This is a genomic window from Chryseobacterium sp. HNCC26DJ241 (assembly GCF_057180505.1).
Genome location: NZ_JBXUGL010000018.1, coordinates 40,870 through 62,818, shown reverse-complemented (window position 1 = coordinate 62,818; position 21,949 = coordinate 40,870). Strand labels below are relative to the sequence as shown.

Sequence of the window (21,949 nt, the reverse complement as noted above, 5' to 3'; positions counted from 1 at the left end):
AAATTTTCCGTAAATTTGCAGTTTATTTATGAAGTCAATTCTTACCAAAACCGCTGCATATCATACACTTGGCTGCAAACTGAACTTTTCGGAAACTTCCACTATTGCAAGACAATTGACAGAAGCAGGTTATGAAAAAGTAAATTTTGATGAAAAAGCAAATGTTTATGTAATCAATACTTGTTCTGTTACGGAAAATGCAGATCGAGAATGTAAACTTCACGTAAAACGTGCTATGAAAGCCAATCCTGATGGTTTGGTGGTGATTGTCGGATGTTATGCACAGCTAAAACCTGAAGAAATTTCGCAAATAGAAGGTGTGGATTTGGTTTTGGGAGCAAAGGAAAAATTTAATATTTTGAGTTATCTGGATGATCTCCAAAAATCTGAAAATGAAGGCATTGTTCATTCCTGCGAAATTGAAGAAGCCGATTTTTTTATCGGAAGTTATTCTATTGGCGACAGAACCAGAGCTTTTCTGAAAGTTCAGGATGGTTGTGATTATAAATGTACCTATTGCACAATTCCTTTAGCAAGAGGAATTTCGCGTTCTGATACTATTGAAAATGTTTTGAAAAATGCCAGAGAAATTTCTGAAAAAAACATCAAAGAAATTGTTCTGACTGGTGTAAATATTGGTGATTACGGAAAAGGTGAATTCGGTAATAAAAGACATGAACATACTTTTTTAGATTTAATTAAAGAATTGGACAAAGTGGACGGAATCGAAAGAATCCGCATCTCTTCCATCGAACCAAATTTATTGAAAGACGAAAGTATAGAATTAGTTTCAAAATCCAGAAGTTTCGTTCCGCATTTTCATATTCCGTTGCAAAGCGGAAGCGATGATCTTCTGAAAAAAATGAAGCGCCGTTACCTTACCAAATTATATTCCGACAGAGTTTCTAAAATCCGTGAAGTGATGCCCGATTCCGCCATTGGTGTGGATGTAATTGTGGGATTTCCGGGAGAAACCGAAGAAAAATTCTTGGAAACATATAATTACCTGAATGAGCTTCCAATTTCTTATTTGCACGTTTTCACTTATTCCGAAAGGGAAAATACAGAAGCTGTGGAAATGGAAGGAATTGTACCAATTTCCGAAAGAAAAAAACGCAACAAAATGCTCCGTATTCTTTCCGAAAAAAAGAAAATGGCTTTTTATGAAACGCAACTTGGGAAAACGCTTCCCGTACTTTGGGAGCATGAAGATAAAAACGGAATGATGTTCGGATTTACCGAAAATTATGTTCGTGTTCAAAAACCTTTTGATGAAAACTCCATCAATGAGATTGAGCTTGTTACTTTAAACAAAATCGAATCAGACGGAACGGTTTCTATTATTCCTGCCTTTGAAAATTTTCTAGCGAAAGTTTATTAATCATTAACTAATAGTAATAGAAATATCCATAAATTTGCTGATATGGATGAGAAAAATCTTTACATAATTGCAGGTTGCAATGGAGCTGGGAAAACGACTGCGTCTTTTACAATTTTACCAGAAATCCTTGATTGTAAAGAGTTTGTAAATGCTGATGAAATTGCAAAAGGACTATCTCCTTTTCAACCTGAAAAGGTAGCTTTTGAAGCAGGTAGAATAATGCTAAAAAGAATTGATGAACTTTTTGAAAGTAAAGATAATTTTGCGTTTGAAACGACTTTAGCAACAAAAACTTATAAACAAAAAATTTTAAAAGCAAAACGAAATGGATATAATACAACTTTAGTTTTTTTTTGGCTTAAAAATCCTGAATTAGCAAAAGAACGTGTAAAAATTAGAGTTAAGGAAGGAGGCCATAACATTCCAGAAAATGTTATAGAAAGAAGATATTTGAATGGAATATATAATTTATTCGATATATATATTTCTATTGTGGATCAGGTATTAATTTTTGATAATTCAGAGGGAAAGCATAAACTGATTGCCGAAAAAATGCTATATGAAGAAATTATCATTCATAATGAGAAAAAATTTAACGAATTAAAAAATTATCATGACAAAAGAAGCTAAAATAGAAATACGAAATAAAATTATAAAAGGTCTTGAAAAAACGTATGAAAAAATGCTGGAATTCAAACGAAAAAACAATAGCGAAATAGTAATAATCAGAGAAAATAAAATCATAAAGATAAAACCCTAAATTAGGTTTAATTTCTATTTTTCTGAAGAAAAAAATCTATCTACTGTTGTATTAAAATCATCCGAATGTTCAATCAAAGTTCCATGGCTGGAATTCGGAACTATCCAAAGTTGGGAATTCGGAATATTCTGATAAATTTTCAATGTATGTTCCAAACTGATTAAGTCTTTGTCTCCTGCAATCACCAATGTCGGGCTTTTTATGGAATTCAAATCAGAAAATTTTAATTGAGGCTGCAAATAATCCAGCATAAATAATTTCCATCCGTTTTTTTCAGGTTGTTTGGAATGGTCTTTCTTTTTATTTTCATTGTAATATTTTTGCATTTGCTCAAATTCATTTCCTACAAAAGCAGAAACATCCGGAAAAATATTGGCTCCGGTTATAGCCATTTTTTTCACTTTTTCGGGATGTCGAAGTGCCATTACTAATGCTATAATTCCACCATCGCTCCAACCAATAATATTGCAGGATTTTATTTTGAGTTGATCCAATAACACTGAAAAATCATCGGACATCATTTCAAAACTAAGGCTATCTTTTTCATCTACAGATTTCCCTTGTGCACGACTGTCTACTGCAATTATTTTATATTTTTTCTCAAAATAAGGAATATTTTGTTTGAAGGCTTCAATACTGCCTCCATTTCCATGAAGAAAAAGAATAGGCTCTCCTTCTCCATAAATTTCGCAATACAATCTAATTCCGTTTACTTGATAATATTTTCCATTTTTAGGATTATTACCATATTGAACGGTTTGAGAAAACAGAAAAGAACAAGCAAACAATAAAGATAAAAACAGTTTTATTTTCATAACTTTCTAAAGTAATAAAATTAATTTGATAGAATTTTCTTTTGAGAAAATCTTGGTTGCAAAATTTTAGCAATTAAGCCCGTCCATCCGGTTTGATGTGAAGCTCCTACTCCACGTCCATTGTCTCCATGAAAATATTCGTAAAATAAAATATAATCTCGAAAATCAGGATCCTCCTGAAATCTTTTGTATTGACCATTAAAAGGTCGTTTTCCATTTTCATCCTTCAAGAAAATTTTGCTTAATCGTTTTCCCAAAGAATTGGCAATCTCATCAAGATTGGAAAAATTTCCGCTACCGGTAGGATATTCTACAAGAAAATCCGGGCTGTAATAAAAGAAAAAACGTTGTAGACTTTCAATAATTAAAAAATTAATAGGAAACCAAATTGATCCACGCCAATTGCTGTTTCCACCAAAAAGTCCGCTATCACTTTCTGCAGGTGTATATTTCACTACATAGTCCATTCCATTTAAATTCAAAGTATATGGATTTTTTTCATATTCTTTAGACAAAGCACGAACCCCAAATTCACTTAAAAATTCATCAGGATTCAACATTCTGTGAAGAAGTCTTTTTAATCGATGACCTCTCAATAATGAAAGTAAATGCTTAGAATCATTCCCTTTTACATCCCAATGCGAAACAAGAGCAGCAAGTTCAGGCTTATTTTTCAGAACCCAATCCATTCTTTCTTTAAATTTAGGAAGGTTTTCGATCATTTCATCATCAATCACTTCTACTGCAAACATAGGAATAAGTCCTACAATTGTTCTCATTCTGAGATACATGTGTGTTCCATCACTGGAAGTAAGAGCATCATAAAAAAATTCATCTTCTTCATCCCAAAGACTAAAATTTTCATCACCCATGTTATCGAGAGAATCTGCGATTGCCAGAAAATGTTCAAAAAATTTCGTGGCCATTTCTTCATAGATGCTATTATATTGAGCCAATTCTAAAGCTATCCGTAACATATTAAGCGCATACATCGCCATCCAACTTGTTCCGTCGGATTGTTCTAATTGCTCTCCATTTGGAAGTACAGCACTTCTGTCAAAAACTCCGATGTTGTCCAATCCTAAAAATCCACCCTCAAAAATATTGTTCCCGTTTTTGTCCTTTTTATTTACCCACCAAGTAAAATTCAGTAGTAATTTTTGAAAAACAGTTTCTAAAAATTCCAAATCCGGTTTGCCTTTCAAATGTTCATCCATTTTAAAAATACGGAAAACTGCCCAAGCGTGAACGGGCGGATTAACATCACTGAAATTCCATTCGTAAGCCGGAAGTTGTCCGTTTGGATGCATATACCATTCAAAAGTGAAAAGCTTAAGCTGATGTTTTGCAAAATCTGGGTCTATCAATGCAAAACTTAAAGTGTGGAAAGCAAGATCCCAAGTTGCATACCAAGGATATTCCCATTTATCTGGCATAGAAATGATATGCATATTATTGAGATGTTTCCATTCAAAATTTCGGATTTTTGCTCTGGATATGGCTGGTTGTATTTCAGCAGGATCTCCTTTTAGCCATTTTTCAACATTGTAATGATAAAACATTTTGTTCCAGAGCATTCCTGCAAAAGCCTGTCTTTGAATCAGTTTTTCATCATCATTTTCAATACCTTCCTGAATTTTTGCATAAAATTCGTCAGCTTCATTAATTCGTTCATTAAAAATGGTATCAAAATGTTCAAACGGATTTATCAAATCTTTATCTGATAATCGAAATTTAAAAATTTTCGTCTCCTTAGCTTCAAAATTTTCATCTATCAAAAAAGAAGCTTTTGTTCCGATATTTTTCGAATTTACTGATGCAGAATTTCCATTAATAATAAAATCATTAATTCCATCCTTACAAAAATGTCCAAAATTTGGAGCCTGATAAAGACGAACATCATTCGATTCATTATCACAAAACAATACTTTCGAAGAATTTTCAGCATAAAGATTCTTGATTTCTAAATCTTTATGGCTTATTTTTATCTGTTTTGATTCATCCGAATTAAGTTGTGGTTTATAATTATCATATCCCCATCTCCATGTGTTTCTAAACCAAATTGTAGGAAGGACAATTAATGGAGCTGATTTTTCAGATTTATTGACAATGGTAAGTTTCACCAAAATATCATTCTGATTTTCTTTAGCATATTCAATAAAAATATCAAAGTACTCATTCTGATCAAAAATTCCGGTATCAATCAGTTCATATTCCGGTTCTTCACGACTTCTTATTGCATTTTGTTTTATTAAATCTTCATACGGAAAAGCATTTTGAGGATATTTGTACAGCATTTTCATGTAAGAATGAGTTGGTGTGGAATCCAGATAATAAAAATATTCTTTCACATCTTCTCCATGATTTCCTTGTCCATTTGTTAAACCAAAAAATCGTTCTTTCACCATTTTATCCTTTTTATTCCAAAAGCCTACGGAAAAAACCAATCTTTGCATATCATCACATATTCCACAAATTCCTTCTTCTCCCCATCTGTATGTTTTGGCTTCGGCTGAATCATGAGTGATATAATTCCATGCATCACCATTTGCACTATAATCTTCACGTACAAGTCCCCATTCACGATTACTGACATAAGACCCCCATTTTTTCCATGAAATGTCCGGAAGTCTTTCTTTCTCTGCTGACATAATTTTTTTATTTTGAATGTAACATATCCTCCAAAAATTATCCCCCTGTCGAAAAACTCTCAAATGTAGTCATTGCTCCATCAATAAAAATACTTGCTCCTGTAATATAATCTGATGCATCACTTGCAAGAAAAACAGCAAGATTTCCAATATCCTGAGGTTGCCCAATTCTGTTATATGGAATCAATGTAAGAAGTGAATTCAAAGCTTCGGGTGTGTTCCATGCATTCTGATTAATTGGAGTCTGAATCGCTCCCGGACAAATAGAATTTACACGAATTTTATCAATACCATATTCCTGAGCAAGGGTTTGCATCAGCATTCGGATTGCGCCTTTACTTGCAGTATAATTGGCATGTCTAGCCCAAGGAATAATTTCGTGAACAGAACTTATATGAATAATTTTTCCGCAAGCGATAGAACGGGAAGTATCAATTCCTCTTCGTAAAAACTCTTTAATAGCTTCCCTTGCACAAAGAAACTGACCGGTAAGATTCACTCCAATTACAGCATTCCATTGATCGAGTGTCATTTCTGTAAATTTTGCATCTTTCTGGATTCCTGCATTATTTACCAAAATATCTACTGTTCCGAATTGTGAAACCACATCCTGAAACATTTTCACCACCTGATCTTCTTTGGAAACATCACATTGATAAACAATTCCCTTTCCTCCGGAATCTGTAATTTCCTTCAAAACAGCATTTGCCTGTTCCAAAGCTCCTTCAAAAGGATAATTAATAACCACTATTGCTCCGGAAGCTGCCATAGATTTTGCAATTCCTGCCCCAATTCCACTGGAAGCACCTGTAATAATGGCAACCTGATTATTTAATGATATCTCCATATTTTAATTTTAAATCAAATTTAAAAGAAGAGAATGGAGAATGATTAAAAAAAGAATTAAAATTTTCTTAAATTTTCATGGAAAGCAAGTGTTGAAAGCCATCTCTCCATTTCCGCGTTTTGCCATGATCTTCATATCCTGCTTTCAGATAAATATGATAGGCAAAAATATTTTTATCGTTTACAGCAAGTACAATTTCTTCAGTTTCAGGAAAATTATTTTGGCTTAGAAATTCCGGAATTTGCTTCATCGAAAGAGTTCCGATTCCTTTTCCCTGAAATTTTGGATTAATGGAAAGCGAACGAACCAAAACACTTTTCTCGTTTTCAGTAAGCTCCAATTTATCATTTCCAAAATCCAACACAAAAAAACCGACGGGTTTTTCATCTTCAAAAATTGTAATCGGAAAAGCCTGAAAATCTCCTAAATCATTTCTTTCCTTGATTTTTTCAAGAGCCAAAGCTGCGGAAGAAGTAAATTGCGCCTGAACTTCATCAAGCTGATAATTCAGTTCTTCCAAATCGGTTGGTTTATACAATTGCAGGCTAATCATTTTTTAGTATATTTTTTTTCGTTTCATTCGTTAAACCAAATCAAAACTGGGTATTCATTTTACGAAATTTTTATCCGATACACATCTGTAGAATTTCGCTTTATATCCTTTACAAAAAAACCACCCTCTTCCGGAATCACTTCTTTCAAATCAAATTTTTTGCACTCTTTTGGAAGACCCGAAAATACAAGCGTAAACCAATAATCTTTCATTGGTGAAACTTCCGTCCAATACGGAAATAAAGAAATGTTTTCTGCATGGATCAACTGACTTTTATGTCCCAAACTTTCATCAATAAGATAAGTGGATGCCCAAATTCTAATCAGACTTCCAAAAAAAGGAGAAGCCGGAAAACAGCAATGCACAATTACCTGTTTTTCTTCAAGAGTTTCAGGTTGTAGCATTTCCAGTACTTCTTCCGCAATTTTAGGCTTTACTATTGTAGTCATCTTTTCTTTTTGAAGATAAAACGATTTCAGAAATTATAGATATTGATTATTAATTCAGTATTCAAGTTCCAATTTTTCTTTCGTATAATTTCTGATTTCTTTTACAAGCTGGGGATTATTTGCCAGTTTTTGTCTATAAGTGGGAAGCATTTCTTTCAACTTATTTTTCCATTCGTTTTCCATCTTTTCAGGAAAACACTTTTCCAAAACTTCAAGCATTGCAGAAACGGCAGTAGAAGCTCCCGGAGAAGCTCCAAGCAAAGAAGCTAATGTACCTGAACGATTCACCACTACTTCTGTTCCGAATTCTAATTTTCCGCCTTCTTTTGGATCTTTTTTAATGATCTGAACACGCTGTCCCGCTACTTTCAGCTCCCAGTCTTCTTCTTTAGCATCTTTTATAAATTCCCGCAAAGCTCCCATTCTTTGAGATTTATTCATCGTAACCTGCTGAATGAGATATTTTGTTAATGGTAAATTATGCCACCAAGCTCCGAAAAGTGAACGTATATTTTTGAAATTAACACTTTCTGGTAAATCAAGGTAGCTTCCTTCTTTCAAAAATTTGGTAGAAAAACCGGCAAACGGCCCGAAAAGAAGCGCTTTTTTACCATCAATAATCCTTAAATCCAAATGCGGAACCGACATTGGTGGTGCATCTATAGATGCTTGTGTATACACTTTTGCATGATGTTTTTCTACTATTTCCTGATTAGTGGAAACCAGCCATTCTCCGGAAACAGGGAAACCTCCATAACCTTCACATTCGGAAATATCGGAACTTTCCAATAAGGGAAGTGCATAACCTCCAGCTCCGATAAATAAAAATCCGGCTTTTACTTGTTGTTTATGATTATTGATACGGTCTTTAATTTCAATTTTCCATTTTCCTTCTCCGTTGCTTTCAATATCTTTCGCTTCATGGTATAGAAAAACTTCCACATTGGAGTCTTCCGCAAGAAAACGCCCCATTTTGCGGGTAAGTGTCCCAAAATTCACATCCGTTCCCAAATCCATTTTTGTGGCTGCCATTACTTCATTTTCCTTTCTTTTGCTCATCACCAAAGGAATCCATTCTTTTAGTTTCTCATGGTTGGTAGAAAATTCCATTCCTTCAAAAAGTGTGGATTTAGTGAGAGCTTCATATCTTCTTTTTAGATAGTCTGCATCTTTTTCACCAAAAACCAAACTCATGTGTGGACAAGAATTCACAAAATCTTTCGGCTGATTAATATATCCTTTGTCAATAAGATATGCCCAGAATTGTTTTGAAATCTCGAATTGTTCAGCAATTTTTTCAGCTTTGCAAATATCAATACTTCCGTTTTGTTTTTCAGGGGTATAATTAAGCTCACAAAATGCTGAATGTCCCGTTCCTGCATTGTTCCAAGCTGCCGAACTTTCTTTGGCAAATCTTCCGAGTCTTTCAAAAATTGCAATTTCCAGTTTAGGCTCCAGCTCATGAAGCAAAGTAGCCAATGTAGTACTCATGATTCCTCCTCCAATCAAAACTACATCATAATAGGGTTTTGGTGTTCTATCCGTTAAAAATTTAGGCATGAATAATAAATTTACCTGACAAATTTCGGGAATGCAAATGGAAAAGTCTAATGATATGAGTTAATTTTTGCTGTTTAAATTCTTAAAAATTTTAAAATTTTTAAAACAAAAAGTTATGCATCAAAAAATCAAGGATTTACATATAAATAAATCGACAAAAAATGACAAACAGAACCTAAAAGAACAAAAAAGTGAAATATGGAATGATTGAGTTTTAGTTTGTTTATGCTATAAAAAACAGCTCCGACAGTATAAGCAATTCCTCCAGAAATAAGCCATACTAATCCCTCGAAATTCAAATTTTGAATAAGACTTCGAAAACTGAATATGATGATCCAGCCCATCAAAACATATAAAATGGTAGAAATAATATTAAATTTTCCTGTAAAAAATATTTTGAAAATAATACCAATCACAGCAATGCTCCAGACTATTGAAAAAATAGTCCAACCTTCCATTCCCTTCAAAGTAACCAAAACAAAAGGAGTGTAACTTCCCGCTATAAAAAGATAAATGGAAGCATGATCGAAAATATTGAGCCAATACCGTATTCTCGGTTTTTTGGAACTATGATATAATGTGGATGCAAGATATAAAACAAGCATACTGATTCCATAAACAGGGAAACTTACATAAATCCAAAAATCATCAATTTCAAACGCTTTCAGCAATAACAAAACCAAAGCAATCACACTAAAAATGATCCCTGCAAAATGAGACCAAATATTCAATTGCTCCTCAAGAAAAGAATAGGTATGAATTTGATATTTTTCCGGTTTCTCCATTTCGTTAAATTAAATAATAAACGTAGGAAACCTTCTGAAAATTATATCAAAAATTGAATTTTGCTATGCATTCAATTTAATCTTTTCAATATGCATCCAATTTAATCTTTTCAAATTCAATATTGCACAATTAATTGAGAATGGCAGTAAGTTTTTGAAATTGTTTCTCAGCATTTTTCCCTTCATAAAGAATACGATAAATGGTATCAATAATCGGGGTATTCATATTTTTTTCTTTAGAAGTATTATAGATAGAATCTGCTGCATAATAACCTTCTGCAACCATATTCATAGACTGAATAGCTGATTTTACAGTATATCCTTTTCCAATTAAATTTCCTAAACTTCTGTTTCTTGAAAACAACGAATAAGCTGTAACCAGCAAATCTCCTAAATATGCGCTTGCATTCACATCTCGCGGAGCTTTATAAATACCATCAAGGAAAGTTTCCATTTCCCGAATTGCATTACTTACAAAAACAGCGGTAAAATTATCTCCATATCCTAATCCGCTTGCAATTCCGGCTCCTATCGCATAAATATTTTTTAGGATCGCTCCATATTCATTTCCAAGAATATCCATACTACAATGTACATTGATAAAATCGGAATTGAGCAAATCCTTCATAATTTTAGAAATATTTTCTTCTCCAGCAGCGACTGTGAGGTATGAAAGACGCTCCATTGCTACTTCTTCCGCATGACAAGGACCTGCAATCACAGCCTGATTTTTAAACCCTATTTTAAATTCATCCCGTAAATAATGAGCAACCACATCGTTCACTTTCGGAACAATCCCTTTAATAGCCGAAACGAAAATTTTACCTGTATAATCGCACGTCATCTTTTCCAAAGCATCGGATAAATATATGGACGGCGTAGCTAAAACAATAACATCACACTCGGAAACCAACTCATTGATATCCGTTGTAATTTTTAATTTTTTCAGGTTAAAATGAACAGCTGTAAGATAGGTTGGATTATGGCCACGAAGTTCAATAGCTCCCTTTACAAACTCATTACGGACGCACCAATGGACGAGTTTATTATTTTCCATGAGCATTTTCACGATTGCTGTTGCAAAACTTCCGCTTCCAACAACTCCCACAGAAACAGATGGTTTTATATTCTTTTCATCCGATTTTGAAACTTTTGTTTCTGATTTTGTTTTCTTTTTGGCCATAGTTAAGGAATATTTACAAATATATTAAACAGCAAGGAAATAAGAATCCTGTTTCATTGATTGCTAAAAAATTATGAAAAGTTTAACAAAAAATTATGACAAAATACCAGGTTATAGCCGTTTTAAGAATCCATAATTAATTCTTTTTAATAAATTTGCAAACTCTTTTGAAAAAAAATATTTAAAAAATGAAGAAGTTTTTGAATAACCGAAAGAACACAACTACTTTACTTGGTGTTTTATTATTTTTAGTTGCAGGACAAGCAGTAATAATCGCCAAACTTTATGCTGAAAAAGATGAAAAAAATTACGAGGTAAATCTGGTGAAAATCAACACTCAAAAAGACAGTATTGATTATCTAAAAATGAAAAATGATCTGAACCTTGTGGATCATACAGTGAGAGACCTGAATAATTTCCTTGTTTCAAAAAACATTGTAGATGAGCATCTTCATTTTCTGGATCAGGATAGTCTTTCTGATGCTGTCTATTTAGCAAAACAAAGCAATCGTTACAGTCAGTATCTTGTAGATTTAGAAAAAAAACTTCAGCAAGTTCCTTTAGGTTTACCAACTGATGGTTATATTTCCTCCAATTTCGGTACTCGTAAAAATCCGATTCCTTTCCGAACTGTACTTATGGCTTCTTCAAAACCTTTAAAACCTGAAGCGGCAAAAGTAGACAGTTTAGGAAATCCTATTGCTGAAAAAAAAGTTGTAAAAGAGGAAAACAAAGCACCAGCCGAACAAGATCAGATGCAATTTCATAAAGGTTTGGATATTGCGGTAGCTTATGGTTCCGATGTTCGTGCAGCAGCTGCAGGAACGGTACTATTTTCCGGCGTGAAAGGTGGCTACGGAAATTGTGTAATTGTTTCTCACGGAAATGGATTAGCCACTCTCTACGGACATCTTTCTCAGCTTCTTGTAAAAGCAAATGAATCGGTAAAAGTTGGACAAGTAATTGCAAAATCCGGAAACACAGGTCGTTCAACGGGACCACATCTCCATTACGAAGTTCACAAAAATAATACTCCTGTGAATCCTAAATTATTCATGGATATTTAAAACTTTAATTACTGAAATATTATTATTGCTCATAATCAACTACCGAATTATGAGCAATTTTTTTATCAAGTTCTATTTGGTTTAATCACAATTGCATTTGCTTCTCCTTCTTCTCGCTAAATCATCATCCCAGAAAGGATAAATTTTCAAAGCAATATAGAAATCAGCTGCATGCAATTTTTTTTGCTTAAACAGCAACGGAAAGAGGTTTTCGCTACCTAAAACCAAAGGCCCAACTCTCAGATATCCACCAAATTGCAAATCTTTATACTCATACAAAGAAGTGGAAACTCCATAACCGATTCCTCTTTTCTGAACAGAATAAGATACATTGGCAATGTTGGAACGTTTTAAGCTATTCTCAAAAATGGGAGTTCTTTGTACCATATCGAAGTTAATAAACCGATTCTCCCCTACTTTTTTACTCAATCCGAAATGAAGACTTGTAGGAAGCCCTATTTTAAAACGATCTCCTACTAATGAAGCATTGGGATTTCCATAAATCTCTTGGCTGATGATTTGAAAAAAATGTTTCGGATCTTTAATTTTGCTATTCTCAATACTATTGTAATCAAAGGTTTTTCCATTCAAAAGATGTTTTTCACCATTAAAATTAATATATCCAATATCAAGAATATTAAACGTCATTTTAAAATTATAAACATCTTCTTTTGAATTTTTATCTACAAAAGCAAGTCCCAAATCAACTCCAAATCCTTTTCCTTTAGGATCCGGGCTGTATTTTCTTTTATTAAAATCATAAGAAGTAGCATAAGACGCTTCTATATTATAATTGGAAATCAGATATTTTTCGGAAGCGCCATCAATACCAGGTATTCTAAGGATTTTAGCAGCATCTATATTATTTACATTTACCGCATCAAAACCGAGTTCATATTTTAGATTAGCCCCTAAAACCCAATGATAATCAGAATTTGGAAATAATTCTGTAGCCAAATTAATACCAACTTCTCCCCAATTCATAAAATTGGTTTTAAAAGGCTTTAAACGATATAAGTCAGGAGCTATAACCCCCTGATTAGTATATTTAAAATAATTATCTAGTTTTACAACAGAACCTTGAGTTCTCAATCTTGTAAATACTCCGAAAGTGTATTTTTTTTTCCTGATATTCATAGACCACGAAACGGATGGCCCTAAAACATCAGAACTTAAATGATACGTTCCATAATCATTGTTATAAAAATCAAGAACATTAGGTGTATTGGTTCCTAAAACTCCCTCTTTAATACTGGCTGTTTGTATGTCTGCATTTTGCAATCCCAAAACACTTTGTTGCGAGATATAGGCATAGTCATTCTGTACAAAAATATCTTCTGCAAAAATATTAGCATCCCACGGATTTTCATTAAAAAAAGGCTGCGTTGGAGAAAAACCAACTCCACTTATTCCGCTAAATCGATCATTACTGAATGTAACCGGATCTTGCGCAAATAAAACACATGAAATTAATAAAAAAACAAACCGTAAATTCACCTTACAATTAACTCTTCATAGTTATACATTTTTATAACTCTTTTACACCATATTTATTGCAATAAAACAGCATATTATTACTTTTACTAAAAATAATTTATAAATAAAAAAACATTGCCTCAATATCCAAAAATATCTTTAAGCTCTATCTCCTGAAATTGCCCCATTTTTTCTACAGCTTTTTGATCGAGATTTTCCTTCTTCCCAATAATTGCAGTATTGAACGACAAAGGTTTTATTTTAGAATCATAAAACTCTGCAAGTTTTTCAAACGAAAGTCCTTTAATTTCTTCATACATATCTTTTCGTATATCGTGATGTACATTCAATTTTTTCAGATTTTGGTAATTAAAAAAAACATTAGTTCTTTTTATTCTTCCGGAAGCTATTTGCTTTAAAGCTGCATTTTTTGAATTTTCAAATTGAATTTCAACTCGTGGAAGTTCAGACATTAGTTCAGACATTGTATCTACAGCAATCATTAATTTATCCGGCTGAGTTCCTATGTAAGCCGATACATAATCCGGATGTCCGAACTTTGAATTTGCCTCATACGAAACATAAGCAGAATATGCCAAACTCTTACTTTCCCGAATTTCCTGAAAAACTATGGATGACAATCCTCTTCCAAAATATTCATTAAAAACATTTATTTTCCCGAAATCATTTACATCCACACTTTGGCTTTTTGCAACCTTGTTCATCTCCATTTGCACCATATCATAATTGATAAAATACACTTTTCCCTCCATTTCAGGTTCAGGATAGAGAGTAGATTCCGGAATTTTGAAAATTTCAGGTTTTATAAATGGTTCAGCTCCTTTCTTAAAAGCATCAAAATATCTTCCGTAAAAGAAAATTTCATAAGGATGATTAAAAATTTTGCTGATCTTATCTGTAAGTTCCAGACATTGAATTTCTTTTAGTCTTTCTTTGGAAATGACATCTGTGGTTCTGGAAAACGCTCCGAATTTGGCATAATTCACCAAAGCGTTCATTATTTTTGTTTTGTCTTTTTTTGCCGCTTCCCTACTTTCGAGAACCGTTTCTACATATTGCTCGTAGATATCCTGATCCGGTTTTGCATGATCCATCCAATGTTGCAAAAGTTCTATTCCCTTTACAATATTTTCTTCCAATCCGGAAAGAGAAATAGTAAGAGAATCCGGAGTGGTTTTAAAATCATTGGAAATTCCGATTTTATAAAATTCTTCCTTCAACTCTTCAGAAGAAAAGCGATCCGTTCCCAAATACTGAAGAACCATTGTAGAAAATGCAAGTTCCTTATCATGATCACTTCCGAAAGGAAAAATATAATGCACCTGTGCAATATCGTTGTATTGATTTTTTACGAAACTTATTTTTTTACCCGAACTGTCATCCGTTTTAATTTCACTTTGATAATTAATAAATTCCGGTAATATTTCATCGGATTTTTCAGAAATAATTTCTTTCATAAAATCCGATTGCATCTCACGATTAATCTTAATTGGTGTAATTCCAGGATTTTCTACACGGATGAGTTTATCATTTATTCCTTTTTCTTTATAGACAACAACATAATTTTCTTTGAAAAAATTCTGTGCAAAATTCACAATTTCATCTTTGGTAATTTCTTCATATTGAGGCATTTCATTAAGCTCATTTTCCCAACTTCTGCCTTTGATGTATGAATCGTAAAGTGTGGTAGCAAGACCATCTGCAGTTTCCCAACTTTTCAAACGTTGAAGTTTAAAATCATTAATAATGGCAGGAATCAGCCAGTCCGGAAATTCTCCTTTTTTGATACGATCAATTTCTTCCAGAACCATTTCAATTCCTTCATCTAAAGTCTGATTTTCTTTCGGAACGGCAACTGCCGAAATGTATCCGTAATTTTTGAAACCTACGGAAAATGCTTGCGCCCAAAGCAATTTTTGTTTTTGATTAATGTTCAAATCCAAAAGTCCGGCTTCGCCTTTGTTGCTTAAAATATTGGCAATAACATCCGCAAACATGGCTTCCTTAGTTCCGTAGCTGTCAGTTCTCCAAGCAATTTGCGCTCTTGGAATGGTTGGACTTTTTACGGTTTTTGTAATAATTTTTGAAATAGGCTTTTCTACGATTGGTGTTTTCTTTGGAAGGTCTTTATACGCAAAAGTTCCAAAATATTTGTCCACCAACTGAATGGTTTCATCAAACTGAAGATCTCCCACCAAAACCATTGCGTAATTATTCGGAACATAATATTCATCAAAATATTTGTGAATAGCAACCATTGAAGGATTTTTAAGATGTTCGGCTTTTCCGAGCGTAGTTTGCTGTCCGTTTTGATGCGTCGGAAACAAAAGTTCCATCAAGGCATAATTTGCCAAACGTGCATCATTATCCTGAGCTCTGTTGAATTCTTCATAAACCGATTCCAATTCGGTGTGAAATAACCTCAAAACCAATTCTGAAAAACGCTCTTTTTCAATTCTCAGCCATTTTTCCAACTCATTGCTCGGAATATTATTTTTATAAACGGTTTCGTCCAGCCAAGTGTGTGCATTGGTTCCTGTTGCTCCAAGAGAAGAAATCACCTTATCATATTCATTTGCAATAGCAAACTGACTGGCTTCCTGAGAAATTTCATCAATTTTTTTATAAATTTCTTTTTTCTTTTCAGGATCTTGTTCCGCCTTATGAAATTCATAAAGGTCAGAAATTTTATCCAAAAGAACTTTTTCTTTTTCCCAATCAGAAGATCCGATTTTAGAAGTTCCTTTAAACATCATGTGTTCCAAATAATGAGCTAATCCGGTGTTATCAGAAGGATCATTGTTACTTCCTGTTTTTACGGGAATATAGGTTTGGATTTTCGGTGCATCAAAGTTTTGAGCCAGAAAAACTTTCAATCCGTTTTTTAAAGTATAGGTACGAACATTATTTTCATCACTGGAAACAGTGGTGAATTCATAACCGTTCTTATCCGTATGCTGAATTGTATAATATTTGGATTTTGTTTCGTTTAAGTTATCTGAAATCATTGTCTTTCAAAATTGAAATTTCTAAGCAAATTAACATAAAAAAAAGTCCGTACCCAAAATTAATTTCGGATACGGATTTTAATTTTTTTCGGATATTATTTAGTCGGATATTTCTGAATAAGTGCCTGTAAAATAGACCATGTTTCCGCATCCAATACTCCATCATATTTTGTAGGTCGAAAATGATACTGGAACGCTTCAATCGTTTTCTTTGTCGTATCATCCAAAGTTCCGGAAGGTATTACTCCGTAACCGAATTTTTTTAAATCTGTTTGAAGTTTATAAATAAATTGAGGTTGCTGCATTTGCGCTACAAAATCCATTGTGGCAGCCTGAGTATCAAAATTTTGTTTTGATGCTTCATCATACCACATTCCGATCTGATATTCATCATACAATTTTTTCCAAGGAAATTGTGGACCCGGATCTTGTTTTCTTGTAGGAGCAATATCGGAATGCCCTAAAACATTAGTAGGCGGAATATTATAACGAGTTATAAGATCTTTCACCAAAGCTGCTACTTTTCTGACCTGATTTTCAGGATAAGAAGGGAAAGTTTTTACTCCTAAAGAATCCGCTGAATATCCCATATTTACAATTTCAATACCTATAGAAGTATCATTAATCTGAGAATCATTTCTCCATTGGCTGATTCCTGCATGATATGCTCGTTTATCTTCATCCACAAGCTGATATATTTCTTTATCATCTGTATCATTCACAAGATAATGCGCACTTACACCTTGTTGGGTAAGCACTTGTACAGATTTGTCATTATTCAATGCTGTATAATGCAAAATTACATATCGCTGTCTAAAATTTTGAGCCAATGATGGAAAATATGTTTTCACCACTTTAAATCCGGAAGGTTTTGCAGAAACAATGGAACCATAACTAATAGTATTGTTGTTTTTTGTAATATCTGCTATATTGGTACGAAAATAATCTTCATTATTTTCATGTTGAACAGAAGCTGTTGTATCTTTTTCCGGAGTTGGTTTTGGATCTGGTTTTGGCTGGATTTTATTTTTAGAAGCATTTGTGTTTATAGTTTTTTGGGAACTACACGAAACCAAAATCGCGCTTAACCCTATGATAAATAATTGTTTATGTAGAAACTTCATATTTTAGAGAAAAATTTTGTCAAAAATACAAATAATTTTTAGAGATTTTTTTTGGTAAATAGGGAAAACTATTATATATTTGCACTCGCAATTACAGAAAAGAAGTTCTTAAAAAAATTGCAAGGAGGGTTGCCGGAGTGGTTAACGGAGCAGTTTGCTAAACTGTCGGCCTATGGTCGCATGAGTTCGAATCTCATACCCTCCGCCAACTGGAATTTTCGGGGTGTAGCGTAGTCCGGTCATCGCGCCTGGTTTGGGACCAGGAGGTCGCAGGTTCGAATCCTGCCACCCCGACTTTTTTTAAAATTCCTTCGGGAATTTTTTAGTTTACAAATATTAGGGTGCGTAGCTCAGCTGGATAGAGCATCTGCCTTCTAAGCAGACGGTCACAGGTTCGAATCCTGTCGCGCTCACAATATTATCAAAGAGGCTGTCCAAAAGTTTGGACAGCCTCTTTTAAGTGATTTAATGACTTCAATTCAAGACTTCATTTTGATAATCAAAACATTAAAATCAAGAAATACATCTTTATATCGTTTTAACTGCTTTATCTGCTACCAATCAATACTTTTTTCAGGTCGCCTTTTTCTTTATAAAGCAAATATATAAGATAAGGTGCAAAAACAATAATCCCAATAATGGCAGCTGTAATTCCTAAAAAAATGGATGCAGTTGAAAATTTATTTCGCCACATGATCCATATTCCGGAAAGTGTAAGATAGCTCATAAAGTCGAGGTTAAACTGCCCATTCCAACCCAATGAAAGAATGTTGCTAAAAAAAATGCTAAACAAATCTGTACCTTCTTTTTGAAAAGCCAAAAAGGTATACACTAATACCAAAGCACTTTGAACAATTAATAATAATTTTAGTAAAGTTTGATTTTTCATGCGATAAAAATTAAGATTTTGCCGGCTTCCAAAGTGAATTTACAACCAAAATTTCTGCAAAAATAAGAAACCGTTTATTCCAATTTTAGACGCTTCCGTACAATATTTATTCAAAGTTTTTTGCAATTCTTGCAAGATTTTCAAAATAAGTAGAAAGCCATTCTGCTGTGAGATTTTCCTGATTGATCTGTAGGAAAAAATTTTCCAAAGCCAATTCAAAAAGGCCTTCCATTTGTTTATGGTTTAGAGCTAGATTAAGATCTTTTGCCCAAATTTTCACAAAATCGTTACCTATTATTTGATTGGATTTTTCCAGAATGTTTTTATAATTTTCCAAATGTTGGTTGAAACGCAACTGCCTGTTGAACAGGAGATCATCTTTATGTTCCACTAAAATATGTATCAATTCCGGATTGATATTTTTTACATTTTTCTCTTTATCTGCAATGATCTTGCACTGTTGAAGATGGAACAGAAAAAGCTGCTCTAAAAACAGCTCAGAATCTGCAAAATGATGATAAAATGACGATTTGCTGATTCCTGTTTTTTTGGCAAGATTTTCTACCTTTAATCCGTTTTCGCCCAACAAAGAAAAACTTTCATAGCCTGCAAGAATCCAAACGAGCTTTCCAGAGTTGGTATTGATATTTTTAGCGGTATCTTGTGTTGGCATTTAGTTTTTCTTTAGTAAAAATTCTAGAGGAATATGAAGTCTTTTATTCCATGCCTTTTCGCTGTGATCTTCACCAGGGAAATAGAATGTTTTCCAATGTTTTTTTGAAAATTTTGCCTGCTCCATAATATTGTCTGCCTTTTCTTGAATCGGCGGATAAAGAGCATCCAATGTTTGATCTCCACAATCAAAATAGATTTTATTATTCTTAAGATGAGCTGTTTTTTCGCTCAAATAATTTAGAATAGATTGTGGAAAAGGATTATTATCCGCAGTAAATGTTCCCGTCCAATGCGTTGATAAGCAAGCTGCTCCTCCAAAAATTTCAGGATATTCGCAAACTGCATACAGCGAAATAAGCCCTCCCATACTGCTTCCTGCTACAAAAGTGTGAGCATTATCTTTATACACGGAATATATTTTATCAATATAAGGTTTGAGTTCGGTTACCAAAAATTTTAAATAATTGTCCGAATTGGGAGAGAAATCATTATCTGATCTACCTGATTTTTTCAGTTGCAAACGTATGGTGTCTTTCTCTATTTCGGAAAGGTTTTCAAAAGGCTTTTGAGGAAAATAATCAGTGTGTCTTGTTTTTTCGCCATTCCAAACACCTACAAGAATGGTATTTTGTATTTTTTTGCTTTTTATTAAACCCGAAAGAACATCATCTACATTCCAAGCCTGCTTATTCCATGTCATGTCAGGATCATAGAGCATTTGTCCATCATGCATATAAAGCACAGAATATTTTTTGTTTTTAGAATATCCGTCCGGAATCCAGATGTCTATATTTCTGGAGGTTACGTATTTTGAATTGAAATTGGAAATACGTTCTATTTTACCACCCACAGCTTTAGGAATTTGGGAGTTATATTGAGTGGTAAAAAGCAGGGTAATAATTAGCAATAGTCTATACATTATTGTAAATTTTTTTTTTACAAATATAGCTTTCGCCAAAAAATATTCAATATTATTTTTTTATGTTATTTTATGTTTATTGTAGATTTTGAGGCTTTGTAATATTGAAATAATTCTAAGTACTTGATTTTCATTTATTTTTCTTGCTCAAATCAATGTTCATATTCAGGTTCATTATAAATCCATGATTATTTTGGAAAACATTTTGCCCGTTTATTTGTCTTCCAAACTGAACAATCTGGTTCAAATATCCTGCTTCCGCCCTCAGATTTTTGTTAAATCGATAGCCTAACAATACGCCAATCCTGTTTTGATCAAATATATTAGCATTCACATTATTACCAAAACCTATAAAAATTTCGTCGTATAATGCAGCATAGGGTGTTTTGTCTTTTATTTCGTTACCTTTCAAAGGAACTTGCAAACGGAACATATACCTCATCCTGTGAAGCAGGGGAAAATCATCTTCTGAAGTAACACTTGCTGAAGTGTACCTGCCTACAAAACGCTGTTCCAGCATAAATCGATGAGAAAAATCTACAAGTCCTTCTTTATGTGAAAGTTGTACCATTTCATAAATTCTGTGTTCAGTAAAGTCTCTTCCCAAAGAATTAATGGGAATTTCACCATAAGGAAAAGTCTCTATCCACGCATAACCGATGCGGAATAAAACTCTTGGATTGAGATGATAATTCAATCCTACTCTCAATAGATTTTGTTGCGGATTGTTTATGATATTGTCTCTTCGCCATTGGTATTCTGTATGCAGACTGTATTTTTCATTCAGCTTAAAAGTTCCGAAAAAATTGTACCACCCAATATTTTCCGAAGTATTGATTCTGTTGTTTTGTGCATAAAAACAAGTGAACAGACAAAATGTAGATATAAGTAGCGTTATTTTAGAATAGCTATTTTTCATTCTTTATGTTTTTCATTTCTCAAAATCTCAAAATTGTACCGTATTCATTACTTAGTCTATCAATATCGGTGGGTATAAAAAGATTGTTTTTCAGGTAAATATTTTTCATCCCATTAATCTTATTTTTAGGAATACTAAATTCTTGTAACTTATTATCATTAAGATAAAGTGTTTCCAAATGATTGAGTTTCCAAAAATTACCGGGAAGTTCTTTAAGATTATCATTTTCTATATGTAGTATTTTCAGGCCTTTCATTTTGCTTATAATTTCTATATTTTCTGAAAGATCAATATATTTTTCATTATTTAAATAAAGTTCTTCCAAATTTTTCAGTTTGGTGAAATTTTTAGGCAGAATTTTGAAATCATTTCCACTGATGTCTAATATCTTTAGATTTGAAAGAGAACTTATATCACTCGGAATTATTTTTAAATGCAAATCTTTTAAACTTAAATATTCAAGATTTTTAAATTTTCCCCAATCAATATTTTGTAGGTTTTCGGTCTCTTTATCAAGATTCAACCTTAGTACCTTTTCAGGATTTTCATTGGCTTCCTTTATATTGTTGAATTCCGTTTTTTCCTGAGCTTTTATCAATATGCCAATAAAAAGCATACTTACGAATATTTTTCTAAAAAGTCCCATAATTATATTTTTAATTGTTTTCTAAACTAAAATCAACAATACTATTATCCTTTATAGCTACAATTATTGATTCGAGATATTTTTTAGTTAATGATTTAAGTATTTCATTTAGCAATCTATAGAATAATCCTTTTAATTTTTGTAGAATAAAATGCAGGCTGTAATATAATAACTAACATGATATGAAAAAAAACAAAACTGATATGAAAAAACAAAATTGA

Annotated in this window: 20 protein-coding genes and 3 tRNA genes; 7 read left to right on the top strand and 16 right to left on the bottom strand. The window is 33.0% G+C overall.

Annotation, left to right across the window (positions count from 1 at the left end; genetic code table 11):
- Positions 1-28: 28 nt before the first annotated feature.
- From mtaB to AC2A1C_RS09920, 3 genes are read left to right on the top strand one after another with little or no spacing between them, the layout of a single operon-like run.
- Positions 29-1,381: a tRNA (N(6)-L-threonylcarbamoyladenosine(37)-C(2))-methylthiotransferase MtaB gene (gene mtaB, locus AC2A1C_RS09930; RefSeq protein WP_484025554.1), complete on the top strand. Its 1,353-nt coding sequence runs from the start codon at positions 29-31 to the stop codon at positions 1,379-1,381.
- 42 nt (positions 1,382-1,423) lie between these two features.
- Positions 1,424-2,011 (top strand): ATPase, encoded by a 588-nt coding sequence (locus AC2A1C_RS09925; protein ID WP_484025553.1) that lies wholly within the window; start codon positions 1,424-1,426, stop codon positions 2,009-2,011.
- A complete protein-coding gene (locus AC2A1C_RS09920; protein ID WP_484025552.1) occupies positions 1,995-2,141 on the top strand; it encodes a hypothetical protein in 147 nt (48 codons plus the stop codon). Before AC2A1C_RS09925 ends, AC2A1C_RS09920 begins: the two co-directional genes overlap by 17 nt.
- A 14-nt stretch (positions 2,142-2,155) precedes the next feature.
- On the opposite strand, the gene AC2A1C_RS09915 is transcribed toward AC2A1C_RS09920, so the two are convergent.
- The 8 genes from AC2A1C_RS09915 to AC2A1C_RS09880 all read right to left on the bottom strand — a co-directional run bounded on the left by AC2A1C_RS09915 (position 2,156) and on the right by AC2A1C_RS09880 (position 10,864).
- Positions 2,156-2,956 carry an alpha/beta fold hydrolase gene (locus AC2A1C_RS09915; RefSeq protein ID WP_484025551.1) on the bottom strand — a complete coding sequence of 267 codons (801 nt, stop codon included), beginning with the start codon at positions 2,954-2,956 and terminating at the stop codon, positions 2,156-2,158.
- A gap of 20 nt (positions 2,957-2,976) precedes the next feature.
- A complete protein-coding gene (locus tag AC2A1C_RS09910) occupies positions 2,977-5,607 on the bottom strand; it encodes an MGH1-like glycoside hydrolase domain-containing protein (RefSeq protein ID WP_484025550.1) in 2,631 nt (876 codons plus the stop codon).
- A gap of 37 nt (positions 5,608-5,644) precedes the next feature.
- A complete protein-coding gene (locus AC2A1C_RS09905; protein ID WP_484025549.1) occupies positions 5,645-6,454 on the bottom strand; it encodes a glucose 1-dehydrogenase in 810 nt (269 codons plus the stop codon).
- A 67-nt stretch (positions 6,455-6,521) separates the two neighbouring features.
- A complete protein-coding gene (locus AC2A1C_RS09900; protein WP_484025548.1) occupies positions 6,522-7,007 on the bottom strand; it encodes a GNAT family N-acetyltransferase in 486 nt (161 codons plus the stop codon).
- 59 nt (positions 7,008-7,066) lie between these two features.
- Entirely contained in the window at positions 7,067-7,456 is a 390-nt protein-coding gene (locus AC2A1C_RS09895) for a hypothetical protein (protein WP_484025547.1), read from the bottom strand.
- A gap of 54 nt (positions 7,457-7,510) precedes the next feature.
- Positions 7,511-9,016, bottom strand: a complete 1,506-nt coding sequence (gene mqo / locus AC2A1C_RS09890) for a malate dehydrogenase (quinone) (protein ID WP_484025546.1) — start codon at positions 9,014-9,016, stop codon at positions 7,511-7,513.
- 128 nt (positions 9,017-9,144) lie between these two features.
- Positions 9,145-9,801 carry a PAQR family membrane homeostasis protein TrhA gene (trhA, locus tag AC2A1C_RS09885; RefSeq protein ID WP_484025545.1) on the bottom strand — a complete coding sequence of 219 codons (657 nt, stop codon included), beginning with the start codon at positions 9,799-9,801 and terminating at the stop codon, positions 9,145-9,147.
- 130 nt (positions 9,802-9,931) lie between these two features.
- The gene (locus AC2A1C_RS09880) at positions 9,932-10,864 is read right to left on the bottom strand and encodes an NAD(P)H-dependent glycerol-3-phosphate dehydrogenase (RefSeq protein WP_484025561.1); all 933 of its coding nucleotides are present in this window, start codon (positions 10,862-10,864) and stop codon (positions 9,932-9,934) included.
- A 308-nt stretch (positions 10,865-11,172) separates the two neighbouring features.
- On the opposite strand from AC2A1C_RS09880, the gene AC2A1C_RS09875 reads away from it, so the two are divergent.
- A complete protein-coding gene (locus AC2A1C_RS09875; protein ID WP_484025544.1) occupies positions 11,173-12,051 on the top strand; it encodes a M23 family metallopeptidase in 879 nt (292 codons plus the stop codon).
- 81 nt (positions 12,052-12,132) lie between these two features.
- Here the strand turns inward: AC2A1C_RS09875 and AC2A1C_RS09870 are convergent, their stop codons facing one another.
- From AC2A1C_RS09870 to AC2A1C_RS09860, 3 genes are all read right to left on the bottom strand, one after another.
- Positions 12,133-13,548, bottom strand: coding sequence for a hypothetical protein (locus AC2A1C_RS09870; protein ID WP_484025543.1), 1,416 nt, complete (start codon positions 13,546-13,548; stop codon positions 12,133-12,135).
- Between the two features lie 119 nt (positions 13,549-13,667).
- Complete coding sequence (locus AC2A1C_RS09865) at positions 13,668-16,556, bottom strand: M16 family metallopeptidase (RefSeq protein WP_484025542.1); 2,889 nt, start codon at positions 16,554-16,556, stop codon at positions 13,668-13,670.
- A 95-nt stretch (positions 16,557-16,651) separates the two neighbouring features.
- Positions 16,652-17,680 carry an N-acetylmuramoyl-L-alanine amidase gene (locus tag AC2A1C_RS09860; protein WP_484025541.1) on the bottom strand — a complete coding sequence of 343 codons (1,029 nt, stop codon included), beginning with the start codon at positions 17,678-17,680 and terminating at the stop codon, positions 16,652-16,654.
- A gap of 123 nt (positions 17,681-17,803) precedes the next feature.
- Between AC2A1C_RS09860 and AC2A1C_RS09855 the strand changes: the two genes are divergently transcribed.
- The 3 genes from AC2A1C_RS09855 to AC2A1C_RS09845 all read left to right on the top strand — a co-directional run bounded on the left by AC2A1C_RS09855 (position 17,804) and on the right by AC2A1C_RS09845 (position 18,093).
- Positions 17,804-17,888, top strand: a tRNA-Ser gene (locus AC2A1C_RS09855).
- An 11-nt stretch (positions 17,889-17,899) separates the two neighbouring features.
- A tRNA-Pro gene (locus AC2A1C_RS09850) sits at positions 17,900-17,974 on the top strand.
- 45 nt (positions 17,975-18,019) lie between these two features.
- Positions 18,020-18,093: transfer RNA gene (locus AC2A1C_RS09845), tRNA-Arg, on the top strand.
- Between the two features lie 134 nt (positions 18,094-18,227).
- Here AC2A1C_RS09845 and AC2A1C_RS09840 read toward each other — a convergent pair.
- The 5 genes from AC2A1C_RS09840 to AC2A1C_RS09820 all read right to left on the bottom strand — a co-directional run bounded on the left by AC2A1C_RS09840 (position 18,228) and on the right by AC2A1C_RS09820 (position 21,728).
- Positions 18,228-18,569, bottom strand: coding sequence for a hypothetical protein (locus AC2A1C_RS09840; protein ID WP_484025540.1), 342 nt, complete (start codon positions 18,567-18,569; stop codon positions 18,228-18,230).
- Positions 18,570-18,675: 106 nt separating this feature from the next.
- Complete coding sequence (locus AC2A1C_RS09835) at positions 18,676-19,242, bottom strand: TetR/AcrR family transcriptional regulator (RefSeq protein WP_484025539.1); 567 nt, start codon at positions 19,240-19,242, stop codon at positions 18,676-18,678.
- A complete protein-coding gene (locus AC2A1C_RS09830) occupies positions 19,243-20,163 on the bottom strand; it encodes an alpha/beta hydrolase (RefSeq protein WP_484025538.1) in 921 nt (306 codons plus the stop codon).
- 130 nt (positions 20,164-20,293) lie between these two features.
- Positions 20,294-21,082: a DUF2490 domain-containing protein gene (locus tag AC2A1C_RS09825; RefSeq protein ID WP_484025537.1), complete on the bottom strand. Its 789-nt coding sequence runs from the start codon at positions 21,080-21,082 to the stop codon at positions 20,294-20,296.
- A 19-nt stretch (positions 21,083-21,101) separates the two neighbouring features.
- Entirely contained in the window at positions 21,102-21,728 is a 627-nt protein-coding gene (locus tag AC2A1C_RS09820) for a leucine-rich repeat domain-containing protein (RefSeq protein WP_484025536.1), read from the bottom strand.
- Between the last annotated feature and the right edge of the window lie 221 nt (positions 21,729-21,949).